The 14,283-nt window shown below is 64.9% G+C and carries 14 protein-coding genes; 9 read left to right on the top strand and 5 right to left on the bottom strand.

Annotated features, from left to right (window positions below):
• Positions 1-2 precede the first annotated feature (2 nt).
• Entirely contained in the window at positions 3-1,826 is a 1,824-nt protein-coding gene (cydC, locus tag V5738_RS01615) for a thiol reductant ABC exporter subunit CydC (protein ID WP_423822650.1), read from the bottom strand.
• Complete coding sequence (gene cydD / locus V5738_RS01610; protein ID WP_423822649.1) at positions 1,823-3,562, bottom strand: thiol reductant ABC exporter subunit CydD; 1,740 nt, start codon at positions 3,560-3,562, stop codon at positions 1,823-1,825. The genes cydC and cydD overlap by 4 nt, the downstream gene beginning before the upstream one ends.
• A gap of 293 nt (positions 3,563-3,855) precedes the next feature.
• Here cydD and fnr point away from each other — a divergent pair, with 293 nt between their 5' ends.
• Entirely contained in the window at positions 3,856-4,599 is a 744-nt protein-coding gene (gene fnr / locus V5738_RS01605; protein ID WP_423822648.1) for a fumarate/nitrate reduction transcriptional regulator Fnr, read from the top strand.
• A gap of 51 nt (positions 4,600-4,650) precedes the next feature.
• Here the strand turns inward: fnr and V5738_RS01600 are convergent, their stop codons facing one another.
• The gene (locus V5738_RS01600; protein ID WP_423822647.1) at positions 4,651-5,334 is read right to left on the bottom strand and encodes an OmpW/AlkL family protein; all 684 of its coding nucleotides are present in this window, start codon (positions 5,332-5,334) and stop codon (positions 4,651-4,653) included.
• A 158-nt stretch (positions 5,335-5,492) separates the two neighbouring features.
• On the opposite strand from V5738_RS01600, the gene V5738_RS01595 reads away from it, so the two are divergent.
• From V5738_RS01595 to V5738_RS01585, 3 genes are all read left to right on the top strand, one after another.
• The gene (locus V5738_RS01595; RefSeq protein WP_423822646.1) at positions 5,493-6,362 is read left to right on the top strand and encodes a universal stress protein; all 870 of its coding nucleotides are present in this window, start codon (positions 5,493-5,495) and stop codon (positions 6,360-6,362) included.
• 89 nt (positions 6,363-6,451) lie between these two features.
• A complete protein-coding gene (locus tag V5738_RS01590; RefSeq protein WP_423822645.1) occupies positions 6,452-7,414 on the top strand; it encodes a DnaJ C-terminal domain-containing protein in 963 nt (320 codons plus the stop codon).
• A 12-nt stretch (positions 7,415-7,426) separates the two neighbouring features.
• A complete protein-coding gene (locus V5738_RS01585) occupies positions 7,427-7,756 on the top strand; it encodes a chaperone modulator CbpM (RefSeq protein WP_423822644.1) in 330 nt (109 codons plus the stop codon).
• 366 nt (positions 7,757-8,122) lie between these two features.
• On the opposite strand, the gene V5738_RS01580 is transcribed toward V5738_RS01585, so the two are convergent.
• Together V5738_RS01580 and dusB are read right to left on the bottom strand one after the other, a co-directional pair.
• The gene (locus V5738_RS01580; RefSeq protein WP_423822643.1) at positions 8,123-8,935 is read right to left on the bottom strand and encodes a universal stress protein; all 813 of its coding nucleotides are present in this window, start codon (positions 8,933-8,935) and stop codon (positions 8,123-8,125) included.
• Between the two features lie 134 nt (positions 8,936-9,069).
• On the bottom strand, positions 9,070-10,062 hold the full coding sequence (gene dusB / locus V5738_RS01575) for a tRNA dihydrouridine synthase DusB (RefSeq protein WP_423822642.1): 993 nt from the start codon (positions 10,060-10,062) through the stop codon (positions 9,070-9,072).
• 431 nt (positions 10,063-10,493) lie between these two features.
• On the opposite strand from dusB, the gene V5738_RS01570 reads away from it, so the two are divergent.
• The 5 genes from V5738_RS01570 (at position 10,494) to V5738_RS01550 (ending at position 14,270) form a co-directional block, all read left to right on the top strand.
• Positions 10,494-11,135 carry a BON domain-containing protein gene (locus V5738_RS01570; RefSeq protein WP_423822641.1) on the top strand — a complete coding sequence of 214 codons (642 nt, stop codon included), beginning with the start codon at positions 10,494-10,496 and terminating at the stop codon, positions 11,133-11,135.
• Between the two features lie 356 nt (positions 11,136-11,491).
• Complete coding sequence (locus V5738_RS01565) at positions 11,492-11,779, top strand: glycine zipper 2TM domain-containing protein (RefSeq protein WP_423822640.1); 288 nt, start codon at positions 11,492-11,494, stop codon at positions 11,777-11,779.
• Positions 11,779-12,192, top strand: coding sequence for a PepSY domain-containing protein (locus V5738_RS01560; RefSeq protein WP_423822639.1), 414 nt, complete (start codon positions 11,779-11,781; stop codon positions 12,190-12,192). Before V5738_RS01565 ends, V5738_RS01560 begins: the two co-directional genes overlap by 1 nt.
• Before the next feature lie 27 nt (positions 12,193-12,219).
• A complete protein-coding gene (locus V5738_RS01555) occupies positions 12,220-12,927 on the top strand; it encodes a response regulator transcription factor (protein ID WP_423822638.1) in 708 nt (235 codons plus the stop codon).
• Positions 12,924-14,270 (top strand): ATP-binding protein, encoded by a 1,347-nt coding sequence (locus tag V5738_RS01550; RefSeq protein ID WP_423822637.1) that lies wholly within the window; start codon positions 12,924-12,926, stop codon positions 14,268-14,270. The genes V5738_RS01555 and V5738_RS01550 overlap by 4 nt, the downstream gene beginning before the upstream one ends.
• Positions 14,271-14,283 lie beyond the last annotated feature (13 nt).

Genomic DNA, 14,283 nt, shown 5'->3' with positions numbered 1-14,283 from the left:
GTTCAGTCTCTTGGTTTGGCGCCGGCGGCCGGGTCGGACAGCGACGGCTCGAGCAAGGTTAGGGGGACTGCCCCGACCGGTCGTTGATCTGGATCAACGCATACCGCGCCCCCCTGCAGGCGCCGATATTCCGGGCTTTCTGCGGCTACCTGCACGCCAGGCCCATCAGCAACGACCCGGCCGCGATCGAGCACCACGACACGTTCGCAGCCCGCTACCCACTCGGGCTGATGCGATACGACAATCAACGTCCGCCCGGCCAGGACCGAGGCCATTCGGGCGCGGATACGCGCGGCCGTCGTCCGATCCAGACCCTCGCCGGGCTCGTCCATGATCACGACCGGCGCATCGCGCAGCAGCGCCCGGGCAATACCGATACGCCGAATCTGGCCACCCGACAGCCGCAGCCCTTCCTCACCCACTAGCGTGTCGTAGCCCTCGGGCAACGCCATGATCTCGTCGTGGATACAGGCCGCACGCGCGGCCGCGATCATCGCGGCCTGGTCGGCCTCGGGATTGCCGACGGCCAGGTTGTCGCGCACGCTGGCATGGAACAGATAGACCCGTTGCGGCACCAGCGCGATCGCCGCCCGCAGATCGGCACTGCGATAGTCGGCCAACGGCCGACCACCCCAGACCAGGGTGCCGCGCTCAGGCAGCGCCAGCCGGGCTAGCAGCGCGATCAGGGTGCTCTTTCCGGCCCCGCTGGCCCCGACCACGGCCACATGCTCGCCGGGCGCGATCGACAGCGACACATCAGCCAGCGCCCAAGGCGCATCCGGCCGATGGCGGGCGGATACATGCTCGAAAACCAGGTGGTGATCGCGCGGCGCCGGGGCCGGACGGTCCGGCTCGACGATAGTCGGGCGCATGGCCTCGAAGGCCCGCAGCCGACGGGTAGCCGCGCGCAGCTGGCCCAGTGCCTGCCAGGCGCCCGGCATCTGGGCCACGGCTTCGAAACTGCCTAGCACCAGCAGCACCACCGGAGCGAAATCTACCGGCGCCAATACGCCAGCCCGGATTACCGGCACGATCAACACAATCGCGGCCAGCACCGCGAGCTGGGTCAGAATCAACAGCCCGGCATCGGCCAGGCCGGTCAACCGCGACAGCCTGGCTTGGCAGTTCAGGCGCTGCTCGGTCAGCGCCGCGATCTCGGCTTCGCGCCGTGCCAGCCCACCGAATACCGTCAGCTCCCCCAAGCCTTCGACGGTATCGACGAGACTGGCCTTGAGCCGCGCGCCAATCGCTACCGAGGCTGCCCCCGGCGCCCGCGCAGCGCGTTCGATCGCCCAGGGCAGCAAGCCGCCGGCGGCGACCAGCAGCACCAACTCGGCCAACGCAACCGCCGGGCTGTACCAGGCCCAAACCACCACTGCCCCGATCAGGCATACACCACCCACCGTGACCGGCATGATCAGCCGCAGGTAGACATTGTCCAGGGTGTCGATGTCGGCCCGTACCCGGGCCAGCAGATCGCCGTTGTGAAATGCCGACAGCTGGGTCGCCGACAGCGGCTCGACCTGGCGATAAAACCATACCCGCAGCCCAGTGAGTAGGCGCAGCGTAGCGTCATGGGTGATCAGACGCTCGATATAGCGGCCACCGGTCCTCAGGATCGCCAGCCCACGAATCATCGCTGCCGGCGTGAAATAGTTCATGTCGGCACCGGCTAGCCCGGCGACCGCCATGCTGGCGATGAACCAGCCGGCCACCGTGAGCAACGCCATATTGGCAGCCACGGTCACGATGCTCACCAGGATGCCCAGCAATAGCCACCCCCAGTAGGGGCGTGCCTGGGCCAACCACCAGCGCAGATCGCTCATGATCGTGCCTCGCCCGCCAACCGGGCATAGGCGCCGCCGTTGGCGATCAGCTCGGCATGAGTGCCAGTCTCGACGATACGCCCGGCCTCGAGCACGACGATACGATCGGCGTGGCGCACGGTGGCCAGCCGATGCGCGACCACAATCAGCGTCCGATCGGCGCCGAGCTGGCCGAGTGCTTCGGTCAGAGCCGCTTCGTTCGGCCCATCGAGATGGGCGCTGACCTCGTCGACCACGGCGACCGGCGCATCAGCGACCAGTGCACGGGCGATCGCCAGGCGCTGGGCCTGACCACCGGACAGCCGCAGCCCGCGCTCGCCCAGCGCGGTGTCCAGCTGCTCTGGCAGATCCTCGACGAACGTATTCGCACGGGCACGGGTCAGGGCCGACCAGAGCGCTGCCTCATCGGCTTCGGGCGCGCCGATCAGCAGATTATCGCGCACGCTGCCATGAAACAGCCGTGGCTGCTGGGGCACCCAGGCCAGCCAGGACAGCCAGTAGTCGCGATCCAGCTCGGCCCGGTCGATACCGTCGACCGTCACCCGACCGGTGGTAGACACCAGCAGGCCCAGCAATAACAAGGCCAGCGTGCTCTTGCCGGCCCCGGAAGAGCCGACGATGGCCACGGTTTCGCCCGGGGCGATAGCCAAGTCGATATCGGCCAGCGCCGCTGTACCATCGGGATAGCGATAGCCCACCCCGGCCAATTCGATCTGCGGCGCCCGATTCGCAGTCAGCCCGTCGCGACGCGTTCCTGGCCATTGAATGGCCGGCGCCTCCAGCAGTTCGGCGATCCCCTCGGCTGCGCCAATCGCCTCCATGCGCGCATGGTAGACGCTGCCCATATTGCGTAGCGGCAGATAGAACTCGGGCGCCAACAGCAGCACCACGAAGCCGGCCTCGAAGCCGATCTCGCCCCAAAGCAGCCGGAAGCCAATCAACACCGCGACCATCGCAATGCTGACCGTGGCCAGAAACTCGAGTACCAGCGACGAGACGAACGCCAGCCGCAGCACGCCTAGGGTCGCGACCCGGTATTCATCGGACAGGCGTTCGATCAAGCGCGCCTCGCGGGCGCCGAGATTGAAGATCTTGAGCGTGGTCAGGCCCTGCAGGGCATCCAAAAAATGTCCCGATAGCACCCCCATGCGCCGCCACTGGCGCTGGTTGAGCTTTTCCGCCCCGCGCCCGATGAAAACCATGAACACCGGTATCAACGGCGCGGTGAGTGCCAGAATCAACGCCGAGACCCAGTCGATCGGCACCACGACCACCAGGATCGCCAACGGAATGAGCGCGGCCAGGGCTGCCTGGGGCAGATAGCGCGCGTAATAGGATTCAAGCGCCTCGACGCCGTCGCTGATGGTATTGACCAGATCGCCGGTCGCCCGGCTGCGCTGCCAGACGATACCGAGCGTCGCCAGGCGCGCCACCAGCCGGCCTCGAACATCGGCCTTGATCCGGCGCCCGGCCACGAATGCAGCCTGCTGGCTGGCATAAGCCAGGCCGGCGCGAACCAGGATGACCGCGGCCAGCCCGGCCAGAGCGCCCGTCAATTTCGGTACAGCCGCCGCCTCGAAGATCACCGCGTTGGCGATTCGGGCCAGCAACGCGGCCTGGACGATCAACAACACGCCGCTCACCAGCCCGTAACCGATCGCGGCACCGGCCGGGCCACGAACACGGGCATGCTGGGCCTTAAGCCAGGCCAGAGAAGAAGCGGCGGCAGGATTCATGATGGCTAAGGAAACAGGTCACGAACGAGAACTGCCCGCGAGATTAGCGGCGCCGGCATACCGGCCTGTTGATCTGTATCAACGTCCGATTACGCACGTAAACGGTGCGAATCCGATCGCACCATGGCAACCGGTTCGACATGGAAGCCGGTATTATCGAGCGTCAGGCCCGTGTATTCGGACTATTGCTGCCGCGAAGAAAGTAGATCGGGCACGCCAAGAAACGAGGATTATCTACTCGGGGCTATTTTTTCGTTAATCTAGCCAAGGGGTCCGGTAGCCAGGAAGCGTCCATGCCCGCAACATTTCGCCATCTCAACGACATGCAGCAAGCCTGTAGTCGCTGCTCGTTGTCGCATTTATGCCTGCCTTACGGCTTGAACGCCGATGCGGTCGCCGAACTAGAAAACCTGGTCGATGTTGGCGAACCGGTCGCCCGCGGCCGCGAACTGTTCGCCCAGGGCGACCGTCTGACCGCGATCTATGCCGTGGGCGCCGGGGCCATGAAAACATCGGTCATCGATGCCGAAGGTCTGGAACAGATCATGGGCTTCTACTATCCAGGCGATCTGCTCGGCCTGGACGGTATCGGCGACGAAGAACACCACTGCAGTGCTATCGCGCTCGAGGACAGCCAGGTCTGTCGTATCCCCTTCGAACGCCTGGACCAGGTGGTCGATCAGCTACCCGCCCTGCGCCGCCAGCTCATGCGCCTAATGAGCCAGGCCCTGTCCGAGGACGAACAGCTGTTGCTCACCCTCGGCCGCAAGAGCAGCGAAGGCCGTATCGCCACCCTGCTGCTCAGTCTATCGCGCCGGCGCCAGATGCGCGGGCTGCCGGCTTCGCCGATCCGGCTATCGATGAAGCGGGCCGATCTGGCCAATTTTCTGGGCATGCGCATCGAGACCGTCAGCCGTGTGCTGCATCGTCTGCAGGACTACAGCGTGATCGCCGTACAACGCTCGGATGTGGATATTCTCGATTTCGACACCCTCAGTTCTTGGGCATCGCGCGGGGCGTGGGTCGCCGATCAATAGCCGCAACCCCGTACCCACGCGATGCCTGACCACTAGACGCGCGAACCCTGTTTAGAAGCGATACCCCACAGCGACTGTGTACACCCAGGGATCGATATCCAGATCTACCTTGGTCCGGCCGGTCGCGGTGCGTACATGCGCATTGGTGTCGATCTGCAGATAGCGTACATCGGCGTTGACCAGGAAATGATCACCGATGTTGTAGTCCACCCCGACCTGGGCCGCCGGGCCGAACGAATTGCTCAGATCCAGACCGGTCACCCCGGCCGCGGCCGCCTCGCTGTCGACGCGTTCGTCGAAGAACATCGTGTAATTCACGCCGACGCCGACATAGGGCGAAATCGGGGTCCCGGTATCGAAGTGGTAATCCACACTCAGTGTCGGCGGCAGATGCTTGATCGAACCCAGGTCGGTACCGCCGAGTGCACCGCCGTGCAACGACACATCGTGCTTGAACGGCGAAGCCGCCAGCAGTTCGATATCGATGTGGTCGGTGATCATGTAGGCCAGCGTCAGCCCGAACTGGAGATCGTTATCGACATGCACATCGGTGCCGGCCAGGGCCGGAGCCAACTCGCCCGACACGGCATGGGTATCTTCATTGGGCGCGACCCAGGTCGCGCCCATGCGCACGATCACATCGCCCGCTTGAGCGGTTTGCGCCGCGCCGGCCGGCAACGCGGCCATGAACGCACAGACCGCCGTGGCGGCGGTGACGAATGGCGTTAGTTTCATCTTTGTCTCCCGAGTTTCGGATGGCATGTTTCCGCTGGCCCGCAGGCCGTTGTCGGGAGGCAATCTAGGACGACGTCGCCGGCCACCTATTGACACAGATCAACGGAAAAAACAGCGCACCGGCCACACTCGGGGCCTCGCGTTGGAAGGGGAAAACATTGGATTACACGACTATCCTCCTGCATGTTCAGGATGACTCGCATCAAGCCGCGGTGACCGCGGCCGCCGCCGGTCTGGCGCTGCGCTGGCAGGCCCATCTCACCGGGCTGCATACGCATGTGCCGACCTACCACGGCTATGTCGCCTCGGGCTCCTACCCGGTCGCGGTATCGCCGGAGATGATCGAAAACGACGAGTCCGAGGCCGCGGAGCACGACCAGACCCTGGATGCCGCGTTTGTCCGACAACTCGAACGGCGCGGCGTGACCGACTACGACTGGCAGTATCGCTGCGCCGAACTGGCCGACCAGACCACGGCCGATCTACTGACCGCCGCCGCCCGCAACGCCGACCTGGTCATCATGGGCCAGCATGACGCCGAGGACGACGATGATCATGTCAGCTTCGAGACCCCGGCCGTAGTTGCCCTCGGCGCGACCCGACCGGTGCTGGTACTGCCCCGGGAATACGGCTTCGACACCATCGGCCGGCGTATCGTGATCGGCTGGAACGCCAGCCGCGAGGCCGCCCGTGCCGTTACAGCCGCGCTGCCGTTTCTACGCGATGCCGAAACCGTCGAACTCCTGGTCGTCGAGGACGACTCGGCGGCCGACCACGCACATGGCGCCGAACCCGGCGCGGATATCGCCCTCTATCTCGCGCGGCACGATATCGATGTGCAGGTAATGCGCCGTTCGCGCGGACGCCGTGACGTTGCCGACGTGTTGCTGGAACAGGTCGCCGAAAGCGGTGCCGATTTATTGTGCCTGGGCGCCTATGGGCATTCGCGGCTGCGCGAACTGGCCTTTGGCGGGGTCACCTACAGCATGCTGCGCCAGGCCACTGTACCGATGCTGCTCGCCTGCTGAGCGCGGCCCTCCCCAAGTCGCGCACGCGCTGCTTATACTTCAAAGATTCCCGCCTCGGGCGTATTTCTGGTTGTCTTGGCGAATACGTTATGGAGTACAAGGACTACTACAAGATTCTCGACGTCGACCGTGACGCCGGCGAGGATGAGATCAAACGGGCTTATCGCAAGCTGGCCCGCAAGTACCATCCGGACGTCAGCCAGGCAGAAGACGCCGCCGAGCGTTTTCGCGAGGCCAACGAGGCCTATGAAGTACTCAAGGATCCGGAAAAACGGGCCGCCTATGACCAACTCGGTCGCGGCGGCGCCCAGGCCGGGCAAGGCTTCGAGCCGCCCCCCGGCTGGGACAGCGGCTTCGACTTCCACGGCGGCGGCTATACCCGCGCCGACGCCGGCGATTTCAGCGATTTCTTCGAATCGCTGTTCGGTCGCGGCGGCTTCCGCCAGGCCGGGGCCCACAGTGCCAGCCCGGCTGCCGGCGGCGCCCTGCGCGGCCAGGACCAGACCGCCCGGATCACCCTCGATCTGGAAGACAGCTTCCGGGGTGGCCAAAAGACGCTGTCGCTACGCATGCCGGAAATCGATGCACATGGCCGGACCATCAGCCGCGAGCGCACCGTACGGGTCAACATCCCCAAGGGCGTACGCGCCGGCCAACAGCTGCGCCTAAGCGGTCAGGGCATGCCGGGCCTGGGGGGTGGCGCGGCCGGCGATCTCTATCTGGAAGTCGAATTCCGGGCCCATCCGCTGTTCCGGGTCGACGACAAGAACCTGACTCTGGAACTGCCGGTCGCCCCCTGGGAGGCCGCACTCGGGGCCACGGTCAAAACACCGACCCCAGCCGGCGCCGTGGATCTCAAGATCCCGGCCGGTTCGAACAGCGGGCGCCGGCTGCGACTCAAAGGGCGCGGCATGCCCGACAAGACGCCGGGCGACCTGCTAGTCACGCTCAAGATTGTGCTGCCGCCGAATACCGATGAATCCGCGCGCCGACTCTATGAACAAATGGCCCGGGATATGGATTTCAATCCACGCCAGAGCCTGGGTCTATAACCGGGGTACGACATGCAGGACAAGAGCTACACCGCGATCCGCTGCGAGATCGTCGAACACAGCGAAACGATGACCCTGGGCCAGATCTGTCGCTCCTGTGGCGTACACGCCGAATGGGTCACGCTACTGGTCGAAGAAGGCATTCTGGAGCCGATCGCCCCGCAGGAACGACAGTGGCGCTTCGCGGCCGCCCATCTGCCCCGCGTACATACCGCGCGACGCCTGGCCCAGGATCTGGGCCTGAATACCTCGGGCATTGCCCTGGCGCTGGAACTGATGGATGAAATCCGCGAGCTGCGTGGTCGGCTGGAGGCCCAGGAGCTGACCGGCCCATCGCGCTAGGGCGTGTTGAGGTTAAGTCCGAGCGCCGCGTTGCCGCCCCAAGTCGTGGCCGGCCAGCCGCGAGCCGCCGGTTCCGGGCGTGTCACGATCAAGGCTCGTAACGCCGCCCGACGCAATCTGGGCGCCCCTTCGGGACAAGGACTCGCGCGCAACCTCAACACGCCCTCGCCCGGCGGACTTCGCCTAGACACGGCCCCCACGGCATGGCCCCGCCAGGAATCAAGCTCGTTGCATCGCCCTGCCACGAGTGTGCGACGCCAGAGCCGGCTGCAACGGCATGCCGGCTGTGACCGTCCAGCCTGTGGATGAGACCGACGCGGACCAAGTCACGGCCGGGCCTAGTCGTCCGTACTCTAGTCGTCCGTACTAATGGGCCATCAACACCGACATGGGCAGTGGGCCGCGCATGACTTCCCGGGAGACCCCGCCCAGGACCAGTTCGCGCAGCCGGGAATGCCCATAGGCGCCCATACAGAGTAGATCGGCATTCATCTCGATCGCCTCGGTGATCAGCGTATCGGCCACGCCGTCGGTATCGCTGTCGACTTGGCGGACTTCGGCTTCGATACCGTGACGCGCGAGATACAGCGCGATATCGGCCCCGGGCTCGGCGCCATGGCCGCGCCAGTCGCCGGTCGCAGCGTCAATGGTCAGTACCCATACCCGCTCGGCCTCGGCCATCAGCGGCAACGCCGCGGTGGCCGCCCGCGTGGCTTCGCGGCTGGTATTCCAGGCCAGCATGATTCGACGTCCGGGCGCCCGTTCCGAAGCTTCGGCGGGCACTGCGATCACCGGGCGCGGCGAGGCAATCGCTACCTGGGCCGCCAGATCGCCCTGGGCCATGACCAGCGCATCCACATAGCGGGCATGCAAAGCCAGCACATGTAGTCGTTCGCCGCGGACAAACCGCCATTCGTATTTCTCGACCCCTTCGGCCCGACAACTCGCCTGAAACGCATCGCGGACTGCCAAGGTGGCTGCATCTTCACCGCGGGCAGCCTCGGGATCGACCTGGATGATCTCCGGATAAGCCACCGGATAACGATAATACGGCGGCTCGTAGACATAGAGCGCGGTCAGATGGGCATCGTGGCGGGCCGCCAGTGCCGCGGCCTGCGCCAGCGCACGAGCGCCGACCTCGGCATCCGTAACGGCCACGATCAGGCTTTTATAGCTCATTGGGTATCCTCGGTCTGGATCGAAAAGCGATCGCCCGCAGCGCGGACTCGGCCTACGGTAGGCCGGCGCGCAGGCATCGATTCTGATCTAGATCAAAATCATCAGCGACCCAAGCCTATTGCCCCACCGGCTCGTCACGCCCGGCCAATCCTCGAGGGCGCGGCATCGGCAGCATCGAAATAGCACTCCAGCAACCGCACCTGGCGGGCCGCCGTCAGCGCCGTCATCAAATCCATATACAGCGCTGCATGCGGCGGACGGCGTTCGCACAGCCAGCCGATATGCTTGCGGGCGACCCGCACACCCTGGGTTTCGCCATAGAAATCGTGGATCTGTTCGATCAAGCCGATAATGAGCTCGCGCTCGTCGGCCAGATCTGGGTCGGCCGGCAACGCCCGGCCGGCGTTATAAGCCGCGATCTGGCGAAACAGCCACGGCCGGCGACAGGCCGCCCGGCCGATCATCAGCCCATCGGCCCCGGTAGCCTCGAGCACGGCCGCGGCCTTGGCCGCCGAATCCACGTCGCCATTGGCCCAGACCGGGATCGACACAGCCCGGGCTACCGCGGCGATGGTGGTGTATTCGGCCTCGCCGCGATAGTGCTGGTCGCGCGTACGGCCGTGCACCGCGAGTGCTGCAATGCCGGCCGCCTCGGCGCGCCGGGCGATGGCCACGGCATTGATCCGATCGGCCGATACCCCGGTGCGCATCTTGAGCGTCACCGGCACGGGGCTGGCCGCCACCACCGCCGCCAGGATCTCGCCAACATGGTCGATATCCGCCATCAGCGCCGAACCGGCGGCCTTGCGCCAGACTTTTTTGGCCGGGCAGCCCATATTGATATCGATGATATCGGCCCCGGCATCGGCATTGATGCGTGCAGCGGCCGCCAGATCGGCCGCATCGCCGCCGGCAATCTGGATGATCCGCGGCGCCGGCTCGCCGGAAAAATCCAGTCTCAGCTGTGATTTACGGGTATCGCGCAGTTCGCTCCGGGCCGACACCATTTCGCCGACCGTCACCGAGGCCCCCAAGCCCCGGCACAGACTACGAAACACGCGGTCGGTCACGCCGGCCATGGGCGCCAGCGCCAGTGCATTGGGAAAACGATAGCCCGCGATCTCCATGGCAGGGGATTCTAGGGCCTGAGAGTGTTTCGTACGAGGCCGCGCCAAACGCGTACTGAAAATTGCCGAGGAACGACGCGACTAGGCGTAGTACACAGGCATGCAGCACAGGCATGCCACAACGCTGGATGACCATCGAGAAGTTAATTCGGTGGGCGCTTGCCCGGTTGGCCGGTTGGCCGGTTGGCCTAGGCCGCCACAGACCGACGCCGAGCGGATGCAGCGCGCCATTCGGGCGGTTTTAGCCCGGCTCAGGGCGCCAACCGCTCAACCGGGCTCGATGCATTGCGAACGCCGCCAGGCCTGGCCGGGCAACACCCGCGATACCCTGGGCTGCGGCCTACGGCAGCGGCCGCGAACCATCGGCCGGGTGACGTTCATCTGTGAACTGGTATCTTGAGGCCCATAATTCCGACTCTAAACCAACGCTCATGAACCACTGGCAACCGCGCTCCATCGCTATCGTCTGTGTATTGCTTTCGGCTCTGGCCGTCGCGGGCTGTTCCGAATCCCCGCAGGAAAAATACAACGACGCCACCAGCAAGCTGCAGGATGCGAAAAAGGCGCGTCAGAAGGCCAAGGACACAGTGGCCGACGCCAAGAAAGAGGTTAAAGACGCCAAGCAGGAGCTGGACAAGGCACAGGACAAGCTCCAGGAAGCGCGCCAGAAGGTCATCGCGGCCACCCAGGCCGTTAACAAAACGGTCAACGACGAAGTCCTGTTCCGGACTTTACAGCGCAGCGTGCTGAACAAGGACGAATTCGCCAAGTCGGCAATCTCGGTGGGCGTCAACAACCGCGTAGTGACCCTGACCGGCACGGTGCCTGACCAAAAAACCCACAAAAAAGCACTCCAGGTGGTCCGCGACCAGGCCGGCGTGGCCAATGTCAACGACCAGCTCGAAGTGGCCGACGGCCAGAACGGCGCCCCGAAACCGGCGGATGCAGGCACCGGCAACAACGCCGACAAGACGCCCAAGCAAGGCTCGAACGACACCTCGTCAAACGCGGGCCAGGGTCAGTCGAGCGCTCAGCCCCAGGCAGATCAGCCGCAAGAAGGCCAATCGCAGTAATTTTGGCTGCCCCGCTGCGCGCCCTAGAACGGACGGGGCCAACGGCCATAGTCTGCCCCTGGGGCCCGGCATCGCATGCGCCAGCCATATTATAGGTGCATGCGATGCATGCCGATCAGCCCACCGGGCCGGGCGCTCCGTATCGGCGGCTCCGGCCCGCGCTCGGCGGCCATAGCGGCCCTTAGAGTCGCGATAAGGTGCGCGCCGCGTGGATAGCTTCAGGATAAATTCAGCCCGGGATTAATAGATTCGAGCTTCAACGAGGCTCGATCATGCGCATAACACTCTGTTTCCGTGTCATCTGCATAGGATCTGTCCTGGCACTTGGGGCGTGTGCCAGCCATCCCCAAGCACAGGTGGATCCGATATTCGAAACCGTGCCGGGAGGCCGTTATGAATGTGCCTATGCCCCGGACACGAGAAATACCGCGGTCAAGGGCCTGACCAGTCCAATAGCCCAAGCCATGCTCGGCGGGGCTGCTGGCGGACTGATCGGCAACCAGTTCGGCAGCCATAGTGGCCAGGATATTGCGACCGGCGTAGGCGCAGCCGCCGGTGTGGCAGCTGGCGCATGGAATGCACGTCGCATGGAAGACAATCGCTATCAGCAATGTCAGCAGCAGCGCCGAACGCTGGGCTACTGATGCATCGCGCACTGGATCGCTTACCACCGTCGGTCGTAGGCCCTGTGCCGCCGCGGGCGGCACAGGCGTCTCTACGCGTAGTCACTCTGGTCGTACTGTGGCTTTTATTGGCCGGTGCCACTCAGGCCGCGGCCACGATCCAGACGGCCGAATATCGCGCTTTTCAACCGGCCACGGCCCAGCCGATCGACAGCCGCTCGCGCGAGCACTCGAAGCACACCGGGAACAACGGCAACGCTTCCCGGCGCCAGGCTGCGATTGCCCCGGAAACCGCCGCCGAACGCGCACGACAACGCTTTGGTGGACGTGTGCTCAACGTCGTACTGGAACGCGGCCCGGGCGGGCCTTACTATCGGGTTAAAATTTTAGAACACGGCCGGGTTCGCGTAGTGGATATCGACGCGCGTCGTTAAGCCCGGCCGCGGCGACAGGATCCTTGCATGCGAGCTCTGGTAATTGAAGACGATGTCGAACTGCGGACCCAGGTCAGCGACCGTCTACGCGCTGATGGGTATGCCGTCGACGAAACCGGCGAAGGCGAGGAAGGCCTGTTCTATGCCAAGGAATACCCGATCGATATCGCGATCATCGATCTCGGCCTGCCGGGGCCGACCGGGCTGGATATCATCGCCGAAGTGCGCGAAGCCGGGCTCGATTACCCGATCCTGATCCTGACCGCGCGCAGCCGCTGGCAGGACAAGGTGGAAGGCCTAGAAGCCGGCGCCGACGACTATGTGGTCAAACCGTTTCAGCCGGAAGAGCTGTCGGCGCGGATCCAGGCGCTGGTACGCCGCTCGCGCGGCTGGGCCCAGCCGCGGCTCGAATCCGGCGATATCGTGCTCGATACCTCGCGCCAAGAAGTCTTCGTCGGCAACCAGTCGATCGATCTCACCGCCTATGAATACCGCGTGCTGGAATATCTGATGCTGCATGCTGGCGAAGTGATCTCCAAGACCGCGCTGACCGAGCATATCTACGAAGAGAACGCCGAGCGCGATTCCAACGTGATCGAAGTGTTCGTACGCCGTCTGCGCGCCAAGCTCGACCCGGACGGCACCCGCAAACCGATCGAGACGCTGCGCGGGCGCGGCTATCGATTGGCCCGGGATGACCGCCCGCGCAGCACCGCGAACGACGCTGCCTCGTGATCAATTCGCTGCGGGCGCGGCTTCTGGCCGCCACCGCGGTGCTGTTGCTGGCCTTTATTGGGCTGACCGGCGTGGCCCTGCAGACCGCTGTGCGCGAACGCGCCGAACAGGCCGAGCACGACCAGCTGCAGGGCCTGTCCTATGCCCTGCTCGGCAGCGCCGAAATTACCGACGACGGACAGTTCAACCTAGCCCCGCGGGTGTTGCCCGAGTCGGATCTGTCGCGCCCGGATTCCGGGCTGTATGCCATGGTGCTGGATGAGCAACAGCAGATGATCTGGCATTCGCCGTCGCTGCTCGGCGGCATCGACATGCCAAGTCTGCCGGCCGTCGGCCAGTGGCAGGAACGCCGCGTGACCCGAGACAACGGCCATACCCTGCTGACCCTGTCGTTTGGCTTTCGCTGGGTCACCAACGATGGCAAGGACTATCGCTACACCCTGGTAGTCGGCGAGAGCACGGCGACTTTCACCAAACAGATGCAGCGTTTCCAGAGCGTACTCTGGACATTGTTGTCGGTCTCGGCCCTGGCGCTGTTGATCATGGAGCTGCTGATCCTACGCTGGGGGTTGGCGCCGTTGCGCCGACTGGCGCGCAATCTGGCCAATCTGGAATCCGATGACGATCGCCGCCTGGCTGGCCACTATCCGGATGAGATCCAGCCGCTGGTCAACAACCTCAACACCATGCTGGCCAACGACCAGGCCCGGCTGACCCGCTACCGCAATGCCCTGGGCGATCTGGCCCATAGCCTGAAGACCCCGATGGCGATTCTGCGCGGTATCGCCGAGGACCAGACCCTGCCGGCCGAACAGCGTAATCCGCTGCGCGCCCAGCTTGCGCGCATGAACGATATTCTCGACTATCAGCTGCAAAAAGCGGCAGCGGCCGGCAAGCGCAGCCTGACCCGACGCCTGGCCCTAGCGCCGATCGCCCAGCGCCTCGGCCGTGCGCTGACCAAGGTCTATGCCGAACACGGTACCCGTTTCGATGTCCGCATCGCAGCCGATCTGCGGGCGCCACTCGATGAAGGCGACGTGACCGAACTGTTGGGCACCCTCATGGACAACGCAGCCAAATACGGCCAGGACCAGGTGATCGTGGATGCCGCGCGCCACGACAGCACGCTGTCGATCTGGGTCGACGACAACGGCCCCGGCTTTGGCGACGAACCGCCTCAGCGTTTGCTCGAACGCGGCGTACGCGCCGACAGCTCTCGCGAAGGCCAGGGGCTCGGCCTGGCCGTGGCCGCCGAGATTGTGCATTCCTATAATGGCACGATCGAACTGACCGACAGCCCGGAGGGCGGCGCCCGCGTGCTGGTCCGTATTCCCGACAGCTGATCGCCGGGCCCAC

Origin of the sequence: Salinisphaera sp. SPP-AMP-43, assembly GCF_049568105.1 — a bacterium.
In the GTDB taxonomy this organism is placed as follows: Bacteria; Pseudomonadota; Gammaproteobacteria; order Nevskiales; family Salinisphaeraceae; genus Salinisphaera.
This window is presented reverse-complemented; position numbering and strand designations above follow the sequence as displayed.